At 72.9% G+C, this 18486-nt stretch carries 19 protein-coding genes; 4 read left to right on the forward strand and 15 right to left on the reverse strand.

What is annotated here, in order from left to right; translation table 11 throughout:
* Positions 1–118: 118 nt before the first annotated feature.
* Entirely contained in the window at positions 119–1171 is a 1053-nt protein-coding gene (locus ACIQFX_RS11110) for a M4 family metallopeptidase (protein WP_402461035.1), read from the forward strand.
* A 20-nt stretch (positions 1172–1191) separates the two neighbouring features.
* The gene (locus ACIQFX_RS11115; RefSeq protein WP_402461037.1) at positions 1192–1443 is read left to right on the forward strand and encodes a protealysin inhibitor emfourin; all 252 of its coding nucleotides are present in this window, start codon (positions 1192–1194) and stop codon (positions 1441–1443) included.
* Positions 1444–1448: 5 nt separating this feature from the next.
* Here the strand turns inward: ACIQFX_RS11115 and ACIQFX_RS11120 are convergent, their stop codons facing one another.
* From ACIQFX_RS11120 to ACIQFX_RS11150, 7 genes are all read right to left on the reverse strand, one after another.
* Positions 1449–2804, reverse strand: coding sequence for a TerD family protein (locus tag ACIQFX_RS11120; protein ID WP_402461039.1), 1356 nt, complete (start codon positions 2802–2804; stop codon positions 1449–1451).
* 39 nt (positions 2805–2843) lie between these two features.
* Entirely contained in the window at positions 2844–3794 is a 951-nt protein-coding gene (gene era / locus ACIQFX_RS11125; RefSeq protein WP_402461041.1) for a GTPase Era, read from the reverse strand.
* 21 nt (positions 3795–3815) lie between these two features.
* Complete coding sequence (locus tag ACIQFX_RS11130) at positions 3816–4763, reverse strand: DUF916 domain-containing protein (RefSeq protein ID WP_402461043.1); 948 nt, start codon at positions 4761–4763, stop codon at positions 3816–3818.
* Between the two features lie 70 nt (positions 4764–4833).
* Positions 4834–6162 carry a beta-xylosidase gene (locus ACIQFX_RS11135; RefSeq protein WP_402461045.1) on the reverse strand — a complete coding sequence of 443 codons (1329 nt, stop codon included), beginning with the start codon at positions 6160–6162 and terminating at the stop codon, positions 4834–4836.
* 214 nt (positions 6163–6376) lie between these two features.
* Positions 6377–6856 carry a hypothetical protein gene (locus ACIQFX_RS11140; RefSeq protein WP_376488733.1) on the reverse strand — a complete coding sequence of 160 codons (480 nt, stop codon included), beginning with the start codon at positions 6854–6856 and terminating at the stop codon, positions 6377–6379.
* A gap of 204 nt (positions 6857–7060) precedes the next feature.
* Positions 7061–7423 carry a cytidine deaminase gene (locus ACIQFX_RS11145; protein WP_367824780.1) on the reverse strand — a complete coding sequence of 121 codons (363 nt, stop codon included), beginning with the start codon at positions 7421–7423 and terminating at the stop codon, positions 7061–7063.
* 138 nt (positions 7424–7561) lie between these two features.
* Positions 7562–8449, reverse strand: a complete 888-nt coding sequence (locus tag ACIQFX_RS11150) for a helix-turn-helix transcriptional regulator (protein WP_402461048.1) — start codon at positions 8447–8449, stop codon at positions 7562–7564.
* A gap of 162 nt (positions 8450–8611) precedes the next feature.
* Here ACIQFX_RS11150 and ACIQFX_RS11155 point away from each other — a divergent pair, with 162 nt between their 5' ends.
* Positions 8612–10006, forward strand: coding sequence for an MFS transporter (locus ACIQFX_RS11155; protein WP_402461050.1), 1395 nt, complete (start codon positions 8612–8614; stop codon positions 10004–10006).
* Between the two features lies 1 nt (position 10007).
* On the opposite strand, the gene ACIQFX_RS11160 is transcribed toward ACIQFX_RS11155, so the two are convergent.
* The 5 genes from ACIQFX_RS11160 to ACIQFX_RS11180 form a co-directional block, all read right to left on the reverse strand.
* The gene (locus ACIQFX_RS11160) at positions 10008–10361 is read right to left on the reverse strand and encodes an MmcQ/YjbR family DNA-binding protein (protein ID WP_402461052.1); all 354 of its coding nucleotides are present in this window, start codon (positions 10359–10361) and stop codon (positions 10008–10010) included.
* Entirely contained in the window at positions 10358–11653 is a 1296-nt protein-coding gene (locus ACIQFX_RS11165) for a hemolysin family protein (protein WP_402461054.1), read from the reverse strand. Before ACIQFX_RS11165 ends, ACIQFX_RS11160 begins: the two co-directional genes overlap by 4 nt.
* Before the next feature lie 4 nt (positions 11654–11657).
* Positions 11658–12155, reverse strand: coding sequence for an rRNA maturation RNase YbeY (gene ybeY / locus ACIQFX_RS11170; protein ID WP_017239253.1), 498 nt, complete (start codon positions 12153–12155; stop codon positions 11658–11660).
* A gap of 12 nt (positions 12156–12167) precedes the next feature.
* Positions 12168–13214, reverse strand: coding sequence for a PhoH family protein (locus ACIQFX_RS11175; RefSeq protein WP_402461056.1), 1047 nt, complete (start codon positions 13212–13214; stop codon positions 12168–12170).
* Positions 13215–13319: 105 nt separating this feature from the next.
* A complete protein-coding gene (locus ACIQFX_RS11180) occupies positions 13320–14438 on the reverse strand; it encodes a carbohydrate kinase family protein (RefSeq protein ID WP_402461058.1) in 1119 nt (372 codons plus the stop codon).
* Positions 14439–14693: 255 nt separating this feature from the next.
* Between ACIQFX_RS11180 and ACIQFX_RS11185 the strand changes: the two genes are divergently transcribed.
* Positions 14694–16043, forward strand: coding sequence for an MFS transporter (locus ACIQFX_RS11185; RefSeq protein WP_402461060.1), 1350 nt, complete (start codon positions 14694–14696; stop codon positions 16041–16043).
* An 80-nt stretch (positions 16044–16123) separates the two neighbouring features.
* On the opposite strand, the gene ACIQFX_RS11190 is transcribed toward ACIQFX_RS11185, so the two are convergent.
* From ACIQFX_RS11190 to ACIQFX_RS11200, 3 genes are read right to left on the reverse strand one after another with little or no spacing between them, the layout of a single operon-like run.
* Positions 16124–17137, reverse strand: a complete 1014-nt coding sequence (locus tag ACIQFX_RS11190; RefSeq protein ID WP_402461062.1) for an adenosine deaminase — start codon at positions 17135–17137, stop codon at positions 16124–16126.
* Positions 17138–17147: 10 nt separating this feature from the next.
* Positions 17148–18050, reverse strand: coding sequence for a ribonuclease Z (locus ACIQFX_RS11195; protein ID WP_402461064.1), 903 nt, complete (start codon positions 18048–18050; stop codon positions 17148–17150).
* Between the two features lie 3 nt (positions 18051–18053).
* Positions 18054–18413 (reverse strand): histidine triad nucleotide-binding protein, encoded by a 360-nt coding sequence (locus tag ACIQFX_RS11200; protein ID WP_402461066.1) that lies wholly within the window; start codon positions 18411–18413, stop codon positions 18054–18056.
* Positions 18414–18486 lie beyond the last annotated feature (73 nt).

Raw genomic sequence — 18486 nt, forward strand, 5'->3', positions numbered from 1 at the left:
ACCGTTCCAGTATGCGGGACGGCCGCCGCGTCAATGCCGAATGGTGACTCATCACTCCATTTCGCCAATCCTCGTCTCCCCCCGTGACAGCTGCGTCACACAGTGCCACATTGCAGGGATGCATCCCCACACGCCCGCCTTCTGCTCGATCGTGCCGCCCCACCTCCTGGAGCACCTCGCCCGCTCCTCCGACCCGGCGATCGCCGCCGCGGCCCGCCGCACCCTGGTCGCGGACGCCGCCGCCCGCACCTTCCGGGTGCTGCCGCTGCCCGGCGCCGCGCCGACGCTCGCCCCCGGTGACGCGGGCAAGCCCCACCGCACCGTCCACGACTGCGCGCGCGGCACCGACCTGCCGGGCCTCAAGGTCCGCGGCGAAGGCGAGGAGGCCGTCGCCGACGCCACCGTCAACCGGGCCTACGCCGGCCTCGGCGCCACCTTCGACCTCTTCATGAACGTCTTCGGGCACGACTCGATCGACGGCTCCGGACTGCCGCTGATCGCCTCCGTCCACTACGACGAGAACTACGGCAACGCCTTCTGGAACGGCGAGCAGATGGTGTTCGGCGACGGCGACGACGAGATCTTCCTCGACTTCACCCTCCCGGTGGACGTCATCGGCCACGAGCTCGCCCACGGCTTCACCCAGTACACGGCGAACCTGGAGTACTTCAGCCAGTCCGGCGCCCTCAACGAGTCGGTCTCCGACGTCTTCGGCTCCCTCGTGAAGCAGTACGCCCGCGGCCACAGCGCCCAGGACGCCGACTGGCTCATCGGCGAGGGCCTCTTCCACCCGAACGTGCAGGGCACCGCGCTGCGCTCCATGAAGGCTCCGGGCACCGCGTACGACGACGACGTCCTCGGCAAGGACCCGCAGCCCGGCCACATGGACGACTACGTCCGCACGGGCCGCGACAACGGCGGCGTGCACATCAACTCCGGCATCCCCAACCACGCCTTCTACCTGGTCGCGACCGAGCTCGGCGGCAACGCCTGGGACCGGGCCGGGCAGATCTGGTACGACGTGATGACCGGTGGCACCCTCACCCCCGAGACCCGGTTCTCCGAGTTCGCGGCGGCCACGGTGGCGGCGGCCCGCGCCCGGTACGGCGACGGCGAGGAGATCCAGGCCGTCCTCAAGGCGTGGGCGGCGGTGGGGGTGCCCACCGACTGACCGGCTGGTAGACAGGGCCCATGCGAATTCGAGTGCGGCGCACCGGCGGTTTCGCGGGCATCGAGCGGTCGGCGGAGGTGGCGGCCGCGGACCCCGAACTGGAGTCCCTGGCCGCCGCCGTCCTCACGGACGGCGACGGCGACGTCCGGGGCGTCCCCGACGGCTTCTCCTACGAGATCACGATCGACGGCGTCACGGTCCGCTGCGGCGACCCCCGCCTCACCGACGCCCAGCGGGCCCTCGTCACCAGGGTCCTCAAGGAAGGCGCGTAGCGGCCCTACCGGGTGCGGCGCCAGAAGCGCCCGGACCGGCGCCCTTCGTCCCGGACGGGCCCGACGTCGAGGGTCCAGTCCCCCTCGGCGCTCCGGACCGCCACCAGCAGAGGCCCCTCGGGGAGCGGCCGCGAGGACTTCGGTCGCCTGCTCGCCTCGTTCACCAGCAGGTGGCCGCTTCCGTCCGGCTCGTAGCCGTGCGCGTGGAAGTACGCGTGGTCGTCGCGCGGGCGCAGCCGGCCGACGAGCTCGCCGGCCGGCCCCGTGTGCAGCAGGACGTCGGCGCCCCGCCCTGCGGCGCCGTCGCCGAGCGGCCGCACGGCGCTGATGGGCCGGATCACGATCTTCCAGTCCTCCTCGCTGTGGGAGCCGACGCGGAGGCGCAGCGGATTCCGGCCCTCGTGGCGCAGCAGCATCCGGCCCTCGTAGTCCTGCAGAGTGGTGTTCGCGAGGAGCTTCTCGCCCTTGCCCGTCTTGCCGAGCGCTTCGAGCAGGAAGTAGCCGTCACCCCACCGGTAGGAGTCGACCAGCAGGAACCCGGCCGGCAGGGGAACGTCGACGGTGATGTCGGTCCTGCCGTTGCCGGTGCGCACGAACTCGGGGAAGTCCTCGCCGAAGAGACCGGCGGGTGAGGCCGCCGAGGACACCGGTGAACCCGGCGACGGGGACTCGGCGCGGGCCTGGACGCCCGGAGCGGGAGTCGCGACCGGAGAAGCGACCTCAGCCGGGGTACCGACCGGGGAAGCCACCTGGGCCGGGATGTCGACCGGGTCCGTCGTCTTGGTGACGGCGAGGTGCTGCGGCCCCACGGGGGCGGGCTCGACGGGGTCCCTGCCCTCGATGCCGAAGTCCTCGGCCAGTCCGACGAGCCCGGAGTCGTACCCCTGGCCCACGGCGCGGAACTTCCACGCGCCGTCGCGCCGGTAGAACTCGCCGAGGACGAACGCGGTCTCGGTGCTCGCGTCGTCGACCTCGTACAGCGCCAGCTGCTCGCCGCTTCCGGCGCTCACCGTCCGCACGTACAACCCCGGCACCTGCCCGAACATGCCGCCCTCGCTGGAGGCGGTGATCACGACCCGCTGGACGGCCGGCTCGACGCGCGCGGTGTCGATCTCCAGCCAGTCGGCGACCTGGTCGTCCTCGAGACTCACCCGGCCGAGCAGGCGGACCGCCCCCGACGCGTGGCTGAGCTGGTTGTAGAAGACCAGGTCACCGTCGCCCCTGACCCTGCCGGCGGCGTCGAGCAGCAGCGCCGCGGTGTCGACCTCCGGCACCTCGCCACCGGCCGCTCGCCGGACGACCGCGATCCGCCACACCTGGCCGGGGACCGGCAGGTTTCCCCCCTTGACGATCTTTGTCATCGCGCCATGCTGGCACGCGGCCCGGGGGATGTCGACGGGCTAGAAGCCCAGCTTGCGGAGCTGCTTCGGGTCGCGCTGCCAGTCCTTCGCGACCTTGACGTGGAGGTCGAGGAAGACGGGGGTGCCGAGGAGCGCCTCGATGTGCTTGCGGGACTTCATGCCGACCTCCTTGAGGCGGCTGCCCTTGGGGCCGATGATGATGCCCTTCTGGCTGGGGCGCTCGATGTACACGTTGGCGTGGATGTCGAGGAGCGGCCGGTCAGCGGGGCGGTTCTCGCGCGGGATCATCTCCTCGACGACGACCGCGATGGAGTGCGGCAGCTCGTCCCGTACGCCTTCGAGCGCGGCCTCGCGGATCAGCTCGGCGACCATGACCTGCTCCGGCTCGTCCGTGAGGTCGCCCTCCGGGTAGAGCGGCGGGGACTCGGGCAGCAGCGGGATGATCAGGTCGGCGACGAGCTGGACCTGCTTGTCGCCGACGGCCGAGACCGGGACGATCTGCTGCCACTCGAAGCCCAGCTCCTTGCCGAGCTGGTCGACCGCGATGAGCTGCTCGGCGAGCGTCTTGGAGTCGACCAGGTCGGTCTTGGTGATGATCGCGACCTTCGGGGTCTTCTTGATCGCGGCGAGTTCCTTGACGATGAACTTGTCGCCGGGGCCGAGCTTCTGGTCGGCGGGCAGGCAGAAGCCGATCACGTCGACCTCGGCCCAGGTGGTGCGCACGACGTCGTTGAGCCGCTCGCCGAGGAGGGTGCGCGGCTTGTGGAGGCCGGGGGTGTCGACCAGGATCAGCTGCGCGTCCGGGCGGTGCACGATGCCGCGGACGGTGTGCCGGGTGGTCTGCGGCCGGTTCGAGGTGATGGCCACCTTCTGGCCGACCAGAGCGTTCGTGAGGGTGGACTTGCCCGCGTTGGGGCGGCCGACGAAGCAGGCGAAGCCGGCCCGGTGGACGGCTTCGGTTTCAGGTTTGCGAGCGCTCATGGGGGCCATTGTCCCCGATGAGCGCCCGCCTCACGTACTCAGTGCCCGGCGGCGCCGTATCCGCAGGCCGAGGAGGCCGGCCGCGCCGCCCACGACGAGGACCGCGGCGGCGAGCCACGGCACGGCCAGGAAGGAGACGGTGCCGGTCTCCCGCACGTCCTTCGCGGTGACGGTCAGGGTGACGTCGCCCCGGTCGAACTGCGGGGAGCCGGTCCACCGCTCGGTGAGCCGGATCTTCTGGCGGGGCAGCAGCTCGGCCGGGACCCGGGCCAGGTCGCGGTCGAGGAGGGTGCGTCCGAAGAGCCCCCGGGCCTTCAGCTCGACCTTCGGGTTGAGGGTGACGTTGCCCCGGTTGTGCAGGGTGTAGGAGACGAGGGCGCTGCTCGCGCGGGTGCCGGGGACGAGCGGCCGGTCCTGGTCGAGGGTGACGTCCTCGACGGCGAGCGCGGGGACGGTCGGCCCGTTGACCCGGAGGTAGAGGCGGGCGGCGACGGCGCGCTGGACGCCGACGGCGACGGAGCCCTGCCCGCCGGGGCTGATCCGCTCGTCGAGCGCGACGAGGGCGCCGGGATGGTCGCCGGGGTCCGCGTCGGCGGGGACGGCGAGGGTGTACGCGACGGTGACGGCGGAGCGGGCCGGGACGGTGACCCGGGTCCGCTCGGGCTTGATCCAGGCGCCGGCGCCGGTCTGCTTCTCCGCCCGGGTGCGGACGGCGAAGCCGCCGTCCCGGTCCGTGTTGTAGGCGTCGGCGCCGTACAGCCGGAAGGTGAGCGGGGCGGCGGTCTTGTTGGCGACGGTGACCCGGTCGGTGAGGGTGCCGCCGGGGTCGGCGGAGAGGAAGAAGTAGGGGCGGCTGCCCAGTCGCGCGGCGGCCGGGTAGACGGCCCACTCGCCGTTCTCGGCGGCCTCCGCGCTCGGGGCGAGGGACAGCAGCACGAGGAGGGTGCTCAGGAGGAGGACGTACGGCTTGGTGCGCACGGGTGCGGAACCCCCCGGGGGTGCGGAGACGGAGCGGGCCGGCCGGGTGCGCGCCCGGCCCGCGGGGTGGTCAGGACAGCGTCAGCGTGAGCACGCCCGCGTACGAGCCGGGCGCGGTGTACGCCGGCACGTCGAGGGAGAGGCCCGCGTCGACGGTGAACTCACCGCCCGTGAGGGTGCCGTTCGGGGTGGAGGCGAGGGTCGCGCCGCCACTGCCGACGGGACCGGCCGAGCCGGCCGCGCAGGTGCTGGGGCTGCCGGCCTTGGCGGTGCAGGCGGGCGTCCAGCTGAGCTTCCCGGCGCCGATGGCTCCGCCGGGACCGGTGAAGTCGGTGACCTTGCCGGTCAGGGACCAGCCCGCGGGTCCGCCGCGGAAGTCCTTGACGGTCACCGTCTGGAGGGCGCCGGTGGCCGCGCCGCCCGCGCCGAAGTCGACCGAGGACAGCTGGACGGCGTCCCCCGCCTGGGTCATGGACAGCTCGCCCGCGGTGACGGCCGCCGTGATCGTCTGGCTGTTCGGCGGAGTCGGCACGATCACCTTGTACGCGGCGGGTCCGGCGCCCTTCTCGGCGTCCCAGGCCGCGCCCTCGTACGCCACGATCCCCGTGGTGGCCGGGTCGTTGACCTTCAGGCGCGCGGCGAAGCCGCCCTCGCTGTCGGTCGTGACCGTCATCTTGTCGGCGGTCTCGGCCGCGCCGGACCGGCCGACGACGGTCACCTCGGTGAGCGGGGTGAACTTGGCGCCGGTGACGGTGACCCGGACGCCGGGGTCCCCGGACGCGCTGTCGAGCTGGAGCGTGCGCGTGTTGGGGCTGGTGACGGGGCTCGCGACGACCGTCTCGGAGACCGGGGCGGGCGGGTTGAGCACCGTACAGGGGGTGTCCAGCTCCATGAGGTAGCTGGTGTGGATGTTGTAGTCGCCGGGCGAGAGGGTGATCGAGCCCGCCGCGGTGGCCGTGAAGGTGCCGGTCATGGAGAAGCCCGGGAAGGCGCCCTTGCCGGGGACCGGCGGGTTCTTCTTGGGGCCGGTGACGGTGACCTCGCCGGTCTGGGCGCCGCCGAGGACGACCTTGCCGCTGGGCGTCAGGATGTCGGCCGGGAGCGCGAGGTCGACGGGGTTGGACGCGGCGGGCTTGGTGACCGCGTAGGTCACGGTCACGGTCTCGCCGACCTTGGGGTTGGGCTTGTCGACCGTGATCTGGGCGGTGGTGGTGCCCTCGATCGGCGGGATCTGGGCGACCGGCGGCGGGACGCAGCGGGTCTGGAAGTCGACCGACTGCGAGACCGCGCCGGCCGGGGCGGCGATGACGCCTCCGCCGGCGACCGCGAGGGCGGCGACGCCGAGGACGGCGGTCCAGCGCCGTCTTCGGGTCGCCGCCCGGGATCGATTGAGTGCCATGGGTGTGCCCCTCCTGAGGGATGAGTGGGCGCCATTGACGGCTGCGGGCGGAGAGAAGTCAATGGAATCGGGAGACATCGACTGATGACCCATCAGATGGTGTCAAGATCGCCCCATGGTGACGTTTCCCCAGTTCACAGGGGTCGGATCGACGGCCGGGCACACCAGAGACCGGTGCCGCCGAGGGCGACACCGGTCGAGGTGCGGGACGTGCTCAGCTGAAGACGAACGGGCCGGGCGACTGGGACGTCAGCGCGTCGCAGTTCACCGTGACCCCGAAGATCACCATCTTGAGGGCGACCCCAGCGAAGTACGAGTTGAGACTGTCGCCCGAGGCCACGGTCCCGCTCAGCGGGCCGATGACGACGGACTGGCCGGCGCCGAGCGCCGGGTTCTTCTTGCCGGTGAAGACCCGGGTGCCGCCGCCGCCCTTGGCCATCGTCAGGGTGGCGTTGATCGAGTCGGCGCCGACCGCGATCGGCGTCGTGATGGCCGAGGTGAGCTTGACGGTCGCGGCGGTGCCGCTCTGCGTGGCCGTGAGGGTGGCGGTGCCACCGCCCCAGCTGCCGCAGTCGTACGTGGCCGTGGCGGAGCCCGGCGCGACGGCGCCGGCCGTCGGCGCGAAGGCGAGTCCGGCGGCGGCGAGCGCCCCCGCGAGGACCGCGACGGTTCCTAAGCTGCTTCTGCTTCTCATGGCGGGTTCGTACCCCTTCCGATGCTGAACGCAGGGGTGCGGACACTGCGTGGACGATGAACATCTGACGGTCCGTCGGGCGAACCGTTGCCATTGATGCGCAGACGGCCGGGGAAGGCAAGAGAAGGTGCGGTGATCCTTCACAAACGCGCAAAGGGCCCGGCGTGCCGCCGGGCCCTCGATGGCCTGCTCCCGCCGCCCGGCTCAGCCGGCCGTGACCGCCGTGCGCAGCTGCCCGTCGGGGCCCGCGAGCAGCACCGGGGTCTCCGGGCCGCCGAGGTCGCGCACCGCGGCGCGGTCCTCGTCCGAGGCGGCCCCGGCGTTCGACACGACGGCCGCCGCCTCCAGGGACTGGGCGCCGCTGGCCACGGCCATGGCCACCGCCGTGCGCAGCGCGCTCAGCTTGAGCGACTCCAGCTCCACGGTGCCGGCCACGTACGTCCGGCCCGTCTCGTCGCGTACGGCCGCGCCTTCGGGCACGCCGTTGCGGGCGCGGGCGCTGCGCGCCAGCGTGATGATCTTGAGGTCCTCGGCGCCGAGGTCGCCGTGCTCGCTGCTGAGTGTCATGCCCCGAGCATAGGTCGGGGGCCGGACCCGACCGGAGGGCGTCTCAACCCTCGACCGGCGCGTCTCAGCGGGCGACCGTCCCGAATCGGCGCGCGACCCGTCCGGGAACCGGAACCGGCGCACGCGCCCGTCCGGAGGTCAGACCGCCACCGGGTACATCGCGCCCCGGCGGCCCTCCGGCGACACCAGCCACTCCAGCTTCCCGGCCGTGTCGGCCTCGGGGAGCGGGGTGTGCAGGACGATGACGAGGTCCGGACGGGCCGGGACGCGGAGCTGGGTCGCCTCGACGACGAGCGTGCCGACGACCGGGTGCTCCATCTCCTTGCGGTTCTGGCCGCCGGGCAGGATGTCCCGCCGCTCCCACAGCTCGACGAACTCCTCGCTGCACTCCCTGAGTTCGTCGATCACCGCCCGGAAGCCGTCGTCGTCGTCGCACTCCGAGCAGGCCGACCGGAACTGCGCGACCACCTTCGGCGCGAGCTCCTCCCAGTGACCCATCCGCGACCGGTACAGCGGATCGGTGAAGAACGCGATCAGGCAGTTCTGCGAGATCTCCGGCCGCATCCCGAGCACGATCGACGCCGCGTCGTTGTACATGACCGTGTTCCAGTACTGGTCCATGATGTGCGCCGGGAACGGCATCCACGCGTCGATCAGGCGCCGCAGCCCGTCGCACATGTCCCGGTCCTCCGGGGCCGCCTCCAGGGCCGGCGGGTTCAGGGCCGCCAGGACGTACAGGTGGCGCCGCTCCGCGGGGCTCAGCCGCAGCACCCGCGCGACCGAGTCGAGGACCTGCGGCGAGACCGTGATGTCCCGGCCCTGCTCCAGCCACTGGTACCAGGAGACGCCGACGCCCGCGAGGACCGCGACCTCCTCCCGGCGCAGCCCCGGGGTGCGGCGGCGCGCGCCGCCGTCCGGGAGACCCGCCTCCGCCGGGCTGACCCGGGCCCGACGGCTCATCAGGAACTCGCGCAGTTCGGCGAGTCGGCGCTGCTTCGCTCCGGCGCTCTCGAGGACCGCGGCCACGTGTGCTTCCTCCCCCTGGACGCATGGTGGACACCCGGTGGTGCCTGGCGGTGCCTGGTGGTGCCTGGCGGTGCCCGGCGGTGCCCGGCGGTGCCTGGTGGTGCGACCAACAGGATAAGTTCCCGCTCCCCACGGTTGTTCCCGGACTCCGAAGGTGGGGCCATGGCAACGACGACCTCTCCCCCGACCGCCCCCGCGGCTCCCCCGGTGCTCACCGGCCGCACCCGGCTCATCCTCTTCGTGCTGTGCGCCGCCCAGTTCATGGTGGCGCTCGACTTCTCCGTCCTGAACGTGGCGCTGCCGGTCCTCGGCGCCGACCTCGGCCTCGGCCGGTCCGCCCTCCAGTGGGCCGTCACCGCCTTCGCCCTGCCGTCCGGCGGCTTCCTGCTCCTCTTCGGACGGGTCGGCGACCTCTACGGACGCAGGAAGCTGTTCCTCGCCGGGCTCGCGCTCTTCGGCGCCGCCTCGCTGCTGGCCACCTTCGCCTGGAACCCGGCGAGCTTCCTCACCGGCCGCGCCCTCCAGGGACTGGGGGCCGCCGCGATCGTCCCCACCGGCATGTCGCTGCTGACGACCACGTTCCCCGAGGGGCCGCTGCGCGACCGGGCGCTCGGCATCTCCGGGACGCTGCTCTCGCTCGGCTTCACCGTCGGCATGGTGCTCGGCGGCGTCATGACCGACACCCTCGGCTGGCGCTCCACGATGGGCCTGCTCGCCCTGTTCACCGTGGTGGTGCTGCCGCTGGCGCCGGGCCTGCTGCCCGAGTCCCGCACCCCGGAGCGGCCCCGGCTCGACGTGCCGGGCGCGGTGACCGTCACCGGCGGTCTGCTGGCGCTGGTCTACGCCCTGTCGACGGCGGCCCAGCGCGGCTTCGGCGGCGCGGACGTGCTGGTCACCCTGGTGGCGGGGCTGCTGCTGCTCGCGGTCTTCGTGCGGGTCGAGTCCCGGCACCCGGCCCCGCTGGTCTCGCTGCCGATGCTGCGGCGGCGGACGGTCGCCTTCGGCAACCTGGGCGGTCTGATCACCTTCTCGATGATGTCGACCGTCGTCTTCGTCCTGACCCTGTACCTGCAGGAGACGCTGCGCCTCTCGGCCTTCGTCACCGGCCTGGTCTTCGGCGTGCAGGGCGTGTCCGCGATCGTCGCCGGCATGCTGGCCCCGAAGGTGATCGGCCGGCTCGGCACCCGCCGCGTCCTGATCGGCTCGCTCGTCGGGCAGGGCCTGCTGACGGCCGCGATCCTCGGTGCGGGACGGGAGTCCGGGGCGGTCCTGGCGACCGTCGCGGCCTCACTGGCCTGCATGTTCCACCTGGGCGCGATCATCTCGTACGGGCTGACCGTCACCTCCGGCGTCCCGGACGAGGAGCAGGGCCTGGCGACCGGTCTGGTGACCACCACCCAGCAGGTCGGCATCACGATCGGCATCCCGCTGCTCGGTGTGCTCGCCACCACGGGCGGCGACCTGTTCGGCGGCGTCCGCACGGTCCTCGCCCTGGACGCGGCGATCGTCCTCGGCACGGCGGTCCTCGTCGGCCTCGGCCTGCGGCGCAGCTCCTGAGTCAGGGGCGGTCGAGGCGGAGCCGTACCGCCTTGGGCAGACCGGCGACGACGAGGTCGTACGAGTCCTCGACGAGCTCCCGGACCATCCGGTCCGGAAGCTCTCCGACGGTCACGGTGTTCCAGTGCCGCTTGTTCATGTGGTAGCCGGGGGCGACGGCGGGGTACTCGGCGCGGAGCCGTACCGCCTCGTCCGGGTCGCACTTGAGGTTGATCCGCAGCGGATCGCCGTCGAGCCACGACAGCGCGAACATCTTCCCGGCCACCTTGAAGACGGAGGTGTCGGGTCCGAACGGGAACTCCTCCGAGGAGTCGTTGAAGTCCAGGCAGAGCGCGCGCAGCTCGTCGGGGGTCATTCCGGTGCGTCCTCCGGTTCCAGGGGTTCCACCAGCACGGTGACGATCTTGTTCCGGCGGCCGGCCGGCGCCTCCGCCGTCAGCCGCAGCGAACGGCCGTCGGGCAGTTCCACGACCGCCTTGGCACCCGCGATCGGGACGCGGCCGAGCGCCTTGGCGAGCAGTCCGCCGACGGTCTCCACGTCCTCGTCGTCGTACTCGTCGGGGCCCAGGCCGTACAGCTCGCCGAGGTCGCCGATGTCGAGCCGGGCGGTCACCCGGCGGCGGCCCTCGCCGAGGTCCTGGACGGGCGGCAGCTCCCGGTCGTACTCGTCGGTGATCTCGCCGACGATCTCCTCCAGGATGTCCTCGATGGTGACGATGCCGGCCGTGCCGCCGTACTCGTCGATGACGACGGCGACGTGGTTGCGCTCCTGCTGCATCTCGCGCAGCAGGTCGCCCGCGTTCTTGGTGTCCGGCACGAAGGCGGCGGGCCGCATCGCGGTCGACACCAGGTCCGCCTCGGAGTCGCGGTTGATGTGCGTCTTGCGGACCAGGTCCTTCAGGTACACGATGCCGACGATGTCGTCCTCGTTCTCGCCGGTGACCGGGATCCGGGAGAAGCCGGAGCGCAGCGCGAGGGTGAGGGCCTGACGGATCGTCTTGTACCGCTCGATGCAGATGAGGTCCGTGCGCGGCACCATCACCTCGCGCACCAGGGTGTCGCCCAGCTCGAAGACCGAGTGCACCATGCGGCGCTCCTCGTCCTCGATCAGCGACTCCTGCTCGGCGAGGTCGACCATGGCCCGCAGCTCGGCCTCGGAGGCGAAGGGGCCCTTGCGGAAGCCCTTGCCCGGGGTCAGCGCGTTGCCGATGAGGATGAGCAGCTGCGGGATCGGGCCCATGATCCGGGCCAGCGGCAGCAGGACGTACGCGGCGGCGGTCGCCGTGTTCAGCGGGTGCTGGCGGCCGATGGTGCGCGGCGAGACGCCGACGGCCACGTACGAGACGAGGACCATGACGACGATGGCGACGAGCAGCGCCTCCCAGGTCTCCGGGAAGGCCTCCAGGCAGGCGTACGTGACGAGGACGCCGGCCGCCATTTCGCAGGCGACGCGGACGAGCAGCGCCACGTTGAGGTAGCGGGTCGGGTCGGAGGCGACCTGCGCCAGCTTCTCCGCCCCGCGCCGCCCGGACCGTACGGCCTCGGCGGCGCGGAAGCTGGAGACGCGGGCGAGACCGGCCTCGGCACAGGCGGCGAGCCAGGCCACGACGACCAGCGCGACGGCGCCGAGGACGAGCGAGACGTCCATCGGGTCAGGACACGGTCGGCGCCGGGGACGGGCCGGTGAGGCCCTTCTCCGCGCGCCAGCCGTCGACGATCGCCGCCTGGAGGCCGAACATCTCGGCCTTCTCGTCCGGCTCCTCGTGGTCGTACCCGAGGAGGTGCAGCACGCCGTGGACGGTGAGGAGCTGGAGCTCCTCGTCCATGGAGTGCTCGGTCGGCGCGTCCTTGCCCTGCTGGGTGGCGACCTCGGGGCAGAGCACGATGTCGCCGAGGAGCCCCTGCGGGGGCTCCTCGTCGTCCTTCGACGGCGGGCGCAGCTCGTCCATCGGGAAGGACATGACGTCCGTCGGACCCGGCAGGTCCATCCACTGGATGTGGAGCTGCTCCATCGCCTCCGCGTCCACGACGATCACCGAGAGCTCGGAGAGCGGGTGGATGCGCATGCGCGCGAGCGCGTAGCGGGCGATGTCGAGGATCGCCTGCTCGTCGACCTCGGTACCGGACTCGTTGTTGACGTCGATCGACATGGTGCTTGTGTACTACTTCCCGTTGCGGCCGTTTCGGCTGTCGTACTGCTCGTACGCGTCGACGATACGGCCGACGAGCTTGTGCCGGACGACATCCTGCGACGTGAGCGTCGAGAAGTGGACGTCCGGGACGCCGTCCAGGATGTCGCGGACCTGCCGCAGACCGCTCTTCGTCCCGTTCGGCAGGTCGACCTGGGTGACGTCACCGGTGATGACGATCTTCGAGTCGAAGCCGAGGCGGGTGAGGAACATCTTCATCTGCTCGGGGTTCGTGTTCTGCGCCTCGTCGAGGATGATGAACGCGTCGTTCAAGGTCCTGCCCCGCATGTAGGCCAGCGGCGCGACCTCGATCGTCCCGCTCGCCATGAGCTTGGGGATCGAGTCCGGGTCGAGCATGTCGTGCAGGGCGTCGTAGAGCGGACGCAGGTACGGGTCGATCTTCTCGTAGAGCGTGCCGGGCAGGAAGCCCAGTCGCTCGCCGGCCTCGACGGCGGGCCGGGTCAGGATGATCCGGGTGACCTGCTTGGACTGCAGGGCCTGGACCGCCTTGGCCATGGCGAGGTAGGTCTTTCCGGTGCCGGCGGGGCCGATGCCGAAGACGATCGTGTGCTTGTCGATCGCGTCGACGTACCGCTTCTGGTTGAGCGTCTTGGGTCGGATCGTGCGGCCCCGGTTGGAGAGGATGTTCTGCGTGAGCACCTCTGCGGGAGTCTCCTCGCCGCCCTCCGCCGAACCGTTCCCGCTCGCCCTGAGCATGGCGATCGAGCGTTCCACTGCGTCCTCCGTCATCGGCTGACCGGTGCGGAGCACCAGCATCATCTCGTCGAACAGGCGCTGGATCAGGGCGACTTCCGCCGCGTCTCCGACCGCGCTGACCTGGTTGCCCCGGACATGGATGTCGGATCCCGGGAACGACCGCTCGATGACGCGGAGCAGCGCGTCACCGGAGCCGAGGAGGCTCACCATCGGATGCTTGGCGGGGACCGTGAACTGGGCGCGGGCCTGACCGGGCGTGCCGTCGTGGGCCGCGCCGTTGTGGGCTGTGGGTGACTGAGTCATGGGCCGGCACTGTGGCCTGCACATACCTCCCGTTGCGGGGTTCTCGCCGCTCGACAACCTCTCGATCTCCAAGCCTACGACTTGGCGGCGGCGGGTCGAAGGAATTTACGAGGCAGCGGCCCGGAAGCCGATCGTCGGCACGGCCCGGCGCAGCGGCCAGGGGCGGGCGGGGGCGGGCAGGAGGCTCTCCAGGAAGGCGTAGCGGCCGCGCAGGGCCTCGGGGTCCTGCTGGGCGTGCCCCTGGACGTGCTGCCACCAGGCGGCGATCTCGCCCCAGGTGGGGGCGGAGAGGGAGCCGCCGAACTCCTGGACGGAGAGGGCCGCGGTGAGGCCGGCGAAGGCCAGCCGGTCGGCGAGGGGCCAGTCGGCGAGGGTGCCGGTGACGAAGCCGGCGACGAAGACGTCCCCGGCGCCGGTGGGGTCGAGGGCGGAGACCCGGATGGCGGGGACCTCGGCGGTCTCGCCGGTGGCGCCGTCGACGGCGTAGGCGCCGTCGGCGCCGAGGGTGACGACGGCGTAGCGGACCTTGTCGGCGAGGGCGCGGGCGGCGGCCCGGGGGCACTCGGTGCGGGTGTAGCGCATGGCCTCGGCGGCGTTCGGCAGGAAGGCCTCGCAGTGCTCCAGGTCGGTGAGCCCGGCGAGGTCCCAGCGGCCGGTGTCGTCCCAGCCCACGTCGGCGAAGACCTTGGCGCCGCCGCGGGCGGCCCGGGCGACCCAGTCCTCGGAGCGGCCGGGGACGAGGGAGGCGACGGCGGCGCGGGCGCGCGGCGGGTAGGCGGTCAGGGCGCCGTCGAGCGGCGGGGCCTCGTGGCCGTGGGAGACCATCGTGCGCTCGCCCTCGTAGGCCATGGAGACGGTGACCGGGGAGTGCCAGCCGGGGACGGTGCGGGAGAGCGAGAGGTCGATGCCCTCGCCCTGCTCCAGGGCGTCCCAGCAGTACTCGCCGTAGTGGTCGTCGCCGAAGGCGGCGGCGAGGGAGGTGCGCAGGCCGAGGCGGGCGAGGGCGGTGGCCATGTTGGCGACGCCGCCGGGGCTGGAGCCCATGCCGCGGGCCCAGGACTCGGTGCCGCGGACGGGGGCGCTGTCGAGGCCGGTGAAGATGATGTCGAGGAAGACCGTGCCCGTCAGGAAGACGTCGCAGGCGGGGTCGGTGGGCTCGCGCAGGCACACCAACGGGTCGACCCCGGCGTCGTGTTGCGGCTGGTCTCCCCTTGCTGTGGTCACGGCGGACTCCCCGGTTGCGGTGCGGTTCCGGCCAGTGTGCCCGATGGGGAGGGGGTGGCGGGTGGGACGCAGCGAGGAAGCCGACTCCTACCCGGGAATCGGAGAGCCAAACCGACAGTGACCCAGATCACGTGGCGAATCGGCGGATTCCACCTTCTCCGGTCAAGCACCTGCTTGATACACATGGTTCCGCGACCCCGTGTTCCCCGCACCACCGGGCGCTCCACCTCCCCCCTTCTGTTCCTGGGAACGCCCATGTCCTCGCGGACCCGCGGCCCGGGCGCCCTCGCCGCCCTCGTCGCCCTCTTCACCGCCGGCTACCTCGCCCCGTACCTGCTGCCGACCGTCGTCGGCCGGCTCTCCGCCGGACTCGGCCTCACCCCCGCCCAGGCGGGCCTCGTCGGCTCCGTGCTGCTGCTCGGCTCCTCGTCGGCCGGATTCACGCTGGCCGCGCGCGGGGACCGGATCGGGCCCCGCACCGCCGCCCGCGCGGGCCTGCTCGCCATGGCCGTCGGATACGGCTCCGCCGCCGCGACCGCCACCGTGCCGCTGGTGGTCGCCGGCGCGGTCCTCGGCGGCCTCGGCTCCGGAACGGCGACGGCGGTGGCCGCCGCCGGGATCGCCGGGCAGCGCGACCCGCACCGCGCCTCCACGCTGGGCCTCCTCACCGTGTCGGCCACGGCGGGCGCCCTCTACCTGACGCTTCCGCACCTCGGCGGCGGCCACGCGGCGCCGCTGCTCGCCATCGCCTGCGCGGCCGCCCTGGTGTGGCCGCTGACCGGCCGGCTGGCCGGTGCCACGCACGCGCGTGACGGGCGCCCCGAGCGGCGGACCGCGCCGACGGGCCCCCTGCCGTACCGCCGGGCCGGGGCCGTGCTCGCCGGGGGCATCCTCTGCTGGTCCCTCGCCCAGAACGCGCTGTGGGGCGTGAGCGGCCGCATCGGCACCACCCAGGCCGGACTCTCCGAGGTCACCGTCGGCGCGGTCTTCGCGGCGGCGCTCGGCGCGGGCCTCGCCGGGGTCACCGCGGCGGGCGCGCTCGGCTCCCGCCTGGGCCGCGCCGTCCCGATCGGCGTGGGCACCGTCCTCATCGCGGGGTGCGTCCTGCTGAGCTCGGCCGCCGGCAGCCTGGCCTCCTTCGCCACCGGCGAGATCCTGTGGAACGCCGTCTACCCGGTCGTCCTCTCGTACCTCCTCGGCCTCGCCGCCTCCCTCGACCCGCGCGGCCGCTGGGCCGTCCTGGTCGGCTCGGCGTCCTCCCTCGGCGTCGCCTGCGGCCCGGTCGTCGGCAGCCTCCTCTCGGAGCACGCCGGCTACCCGGGCATGGGCGCCGTCCTCTGCGCCCTCCTCGTCCTCGTCGCCGTCCCGATGACCGCCGTCGCCCGCCACGCCTCGGGCCGCCCGCTGGTCCCCGGCTCCGTGCGGCGCCGCGGCGGCGCCCCCGCCGCCGTCCTCGCGGGCACGGCCTCGGCGACGCCGGCCCTGGTCCCGCAGATGGGCGCCCCGGAGCAGCCGGTGGCCCCGGTCGCCGTCCCGGTCCCGGCGGGCCGCCGCCGCCCGGGGAAGGCCGCCTTCCGGCTGGCCCGGCCGAGCGACCGGGGCTGAGGCCGCTTCCCCCTGGAGGGGCCGGGTCGGGGAGGGCCGGCCGCGGGCGCCCGCGCACCGGCCCCCGCCCGCCCGTCCGGCTACTCGGCGGCCGGGAACTCGTACGCCGCGACCTCCGCCAGGTACCGCGCCCTGCGCGGCTCGTCGTCCTCCAGGAAGGACGCCTCGAACGAGTTCCTCGCCAGCTCGCGGAGCTGTTCCGGCGAGAACCCCAGCGCGTCCCGGACGCCGTCGTAGTTGTCGCCGACGTACCCCCCGAAGTACGCGGGGTCGTCGGAGTTGACGGTGACGAGGAGACCGGCCGCCATCATCGTGCGGAGCGGGTGGTCGGCGAGGGTGTCGATGACGCGGAGCCGGACGTTCGACAGGGGGCACAGGGTGAGCGGGATGCGCTCGCGGGCCAGCCGCTCGACGAGCTCCGGGTCCTCCACACAGCGCAGACCGTGGTCGATCCGCTCCACGCCGAGCACGTCCAGCGCCTCGCGGACGTAGGCGGCGGGGCCCTCCTCGCCCGCGTGGGCGACGCGGCGCAGGCCGAGCCGGGCGGCCTCCTCGTACACCGCGCGGAACTTGGCCGGCGGGTGGCCGACCTCGGCCGAGTCGAGGCCCACGCCGGTGATCCGGTCCAGGTACGGCTTCGCGGCCTCCAGGGTCGCGAGCGCCGACTCGGCGGACTCGTCGCGCAGGAAGCACAGGATGAGCCGCGTCGAGATCCCGTACCGCTCCTCGGCGCGGTCGAGGGAGGCGCCGAGTCCCTCGACGACGGTGCCGAGCGGGACGCCGCGGGCGGTGTGCGCCTGCGGATCGAAGAAGATCTCGGCGTGCCGGACGCCCTGGGCGGCGGCCCGCTCCAGATAGGCGTCGGCGAGCTCCGTGAAGTCCTCGGCCGTGCGCAGGACCGCCATCAGGCCGTAGTAGAGGTCCAGGAAGGACTGCAGGTCGCTGAAGCGGTACGCCTCGCGCAGGGCGGCGGTGTCCGCGTACGGCAGGGTGACGCCGTTGCGCGCGGCGAGCGCGAAGGCCAGCTCGGGTTCGAGGGTGCCTTCGATGTGGAGGTGCAGTTCGGCCTTGGGGAGAGGCTCGGGGAGGTGCATGGGTGGTGCTCTATCTCTTCGGTACGGGGACCCTCATGAGGTCCTGGGCAATGCTCAGCTCGCCTTCGAACCCGGCCGCCCGCGCCTGCCGTTCGAACTCCGAGGGGTCGGAGTAGCGCTGCGAGAAGTGGGTGAGGACGAGGTGCCGCACCCCCGCGTCCCGCGCGACCGACGCGGCCTGTCCGGCCGTCAGATGGCCGTGGTCGGTGGCGAGCCTGACGTCCTCGTCGAGGAAGGTCGACTCGATGACGAGCAGATCGGCGCCCTCGGCGAGGGCGTGCACGCCGTCGCAGAGGCGGGTGTCCATGACGAAGGCGAAGCGCTGCCCGCGCCGGACCTCGCTGACCTCGTCGAGCGTCACGCCGTCCAGGACGCCGTCCCGCTGGATCCGGCCCACGTCGGGGCCCTTGATGCCGTGCGCGGCGAGCTTCTCGGGCAGGATGCGGCGCCCGTCGGGCTCGGTGAGCCGGTAGCCGTACGACTCGACGGGGTGCGAGAGCCTGCGCGCGTCGAGGGTGTACGCCTCGGTGACGGCGAGCGGCCCGTCGGCGGCGACCGGCGACTCGGTCAGCTTCACGGTCTCCCGGTACGCCGTGGCGTACCGCAGCCGCTCGAAGAAGTGCTGCCCGCTCGCCGGGTAGTGCGCGGTGACCGGGTGCGGGACCTGGTCGAGGTTGATCCGCTGGATCACCCCGGCCAGGCCGAGCGAGTGGTCGCCGTGGAAGTGCGTCACGCAGATCCGGTCGAGGTCGTGCGCGGCGACCCCGGCCCGCAGCATCTGCCGCTGGGTGCCCTCGCCGGGGTCGAAGAGGATGCCCTGGCCGTCCCAGCGCAGCAGGTAGCCGTTGTGGTTGCGGTGCCGGGTCGGGACCTGGCTGGCGGTCCCGAGCACGACCAGTTCGCGTACGGACACGGCTTATCCGGGGGGCCAGTTGAGGCCGCGGCCGCCCAGCACGTGCGCGTGGGCGTGGAAGACCGTCTGGCCGGCGCCCGCGCCGGTGTTGAAGACGATCCGGAAGCCGTGGCCGTCGACCTTCTCCTGGGCGGCGACCTCGCCGGCCTCGCGCAGTATGTCGGCGGCCACCGTCGGCGCGGCGGCGGCCAGCGACGCGGCGTCCGGGTAGTGGAGGCGCGGGATCACGAGGACGTGCGTCGGCGCCTGCGGGTTGATGTCGCGGAACGCCAGGGTCGTCTCGGTCTCGCGGACGATCGTCGCCGGCACCTCCCCCGCCACGATCTTGCAGAACAGGCAGTCGCTCTGCGGCTCTCCGGCCATGGCCCGGGCCTCCTCGCCTCCGTCGGTCAGTACACGCGCATGCTATCGGCCGCCCCCGGCCCGGCCGCGTCCC

Source organism: Streptomyces sp. NPDC093089 (genome assembly GCF_044754405.1).
GTDB lineage: Bacteria > Actinomycetota > Actinomycetes > Streptomycetales > Streptomycetaceae > Streptomyces.

Bases quoted from the DNA above. Each gene is read 5' to 3' on its own strand.
- ybeY (WP_017239253.1), bottom strand. From the start codon at position 12,155: ATGTCGATCGACGTCAACAACGAGTCCGGTACCGAGGTCGACGAGCAG.
- ACIQFX_RS11135 (WP_402461045.1), bottom strand. From the start codon at position 6,162: ATGGCACTCAATCGATCCCGGGCGGCGACCCGAAGACGGCGCTGGACC.
- ACIQFX_RS11190 (WP_402461062.1), bottom strand. From the start codon at position 17,137: ATGCACCTCCCCGAGCCTCTCCCCAAGGCCGAACTGCACCTCCACATC.
- ACIQFX_RS11145 (WP_367824780.1), bottom strand. From the start codon at position 7,423: ATGACACTCAGCAGCGAGCACGGCGACCTCGGCGCCGAGGACCTCAAG.
- ACIQFX_RS11165 (WP_402461054.1), bottom strand. From the start codon at position 11,653: ATGGACGTCTCGCTCGTCCTCGGCGCCGTCGCGCTGGTCGTCGTGGCC.
- ACIQFX_RS11110 (WP_402461035.1), top strand. From the start codon at position 119: ATGCATCCCCACACGCCCGCCTTCTGCTCGATCGTGCCGCCCCACCTC.
- ACIQFX_RS11155 (WP_402461050.1), top strand. From the start codon at position 8,612: ATGGCAACGACGACCTCTCCCCCGACCGCCCCCGCGGCTCCCCCGGTG.
- ACIQFX_RS11175 (WP_402461056.1), bottom strand. From the start codon at position 13,214: ATGACTCAGTCACCCACAGCCCACAACGGCGCGGCCCACGACGGCACG.
- ACIQFX_RS11185 (WP_402461060.1), top strand. From the start codon at position 14,694: ATGTCCTCGCGGACCCGCGGCCCGGGCGCCCTCGCCGCCCTCGTCGCC.
- ACIQFX_RS11115 (WP_402461037.1), top strand. From the start codon at position 1,192: ATGCGAATTCGAGTGCGGCGCACCGGCGGTTTCGCGGGCATCGAGCGG.
- ACIQFX_RS11160 (WP_402461052.1), bottom strand. From the start codon at position 10,361: ATGACCCCCGACGAGCTGCGCGCGCTCTGCCTGGACTTCAACGACTCC.
- ACIQFX_RS11120 (WP_402461039.1), bottom strand. From the start codon at position 2,804: ATGACAAAGATCGTCAAGGGGGGAAACCTGCCGGTCCCCGGCCAGGTG.
- era (WP_402461041.1), bottom strand. From the start codon at position 3,794: ATGGCCCCCATGAGCGCTCGCAAACCTGAAACCGAAGCCGTCCACCGG.
- ACIQFX_RS11140 (WP_376488733.1), bottom strand. From the start codon at position 6,856: ATGAGAAGCAGAAGCAGCTTAGGAACCGTCGCGGTCCTCGCGGGGGCG.
- ACIQFX_RS11200 (WP_402461066.1), bottom strand. From the start codon at position 18,413: ATGGCCGGAGAGCCGCAGAGCGACTGCCTGTTCTGCAAGATCGTGGCG.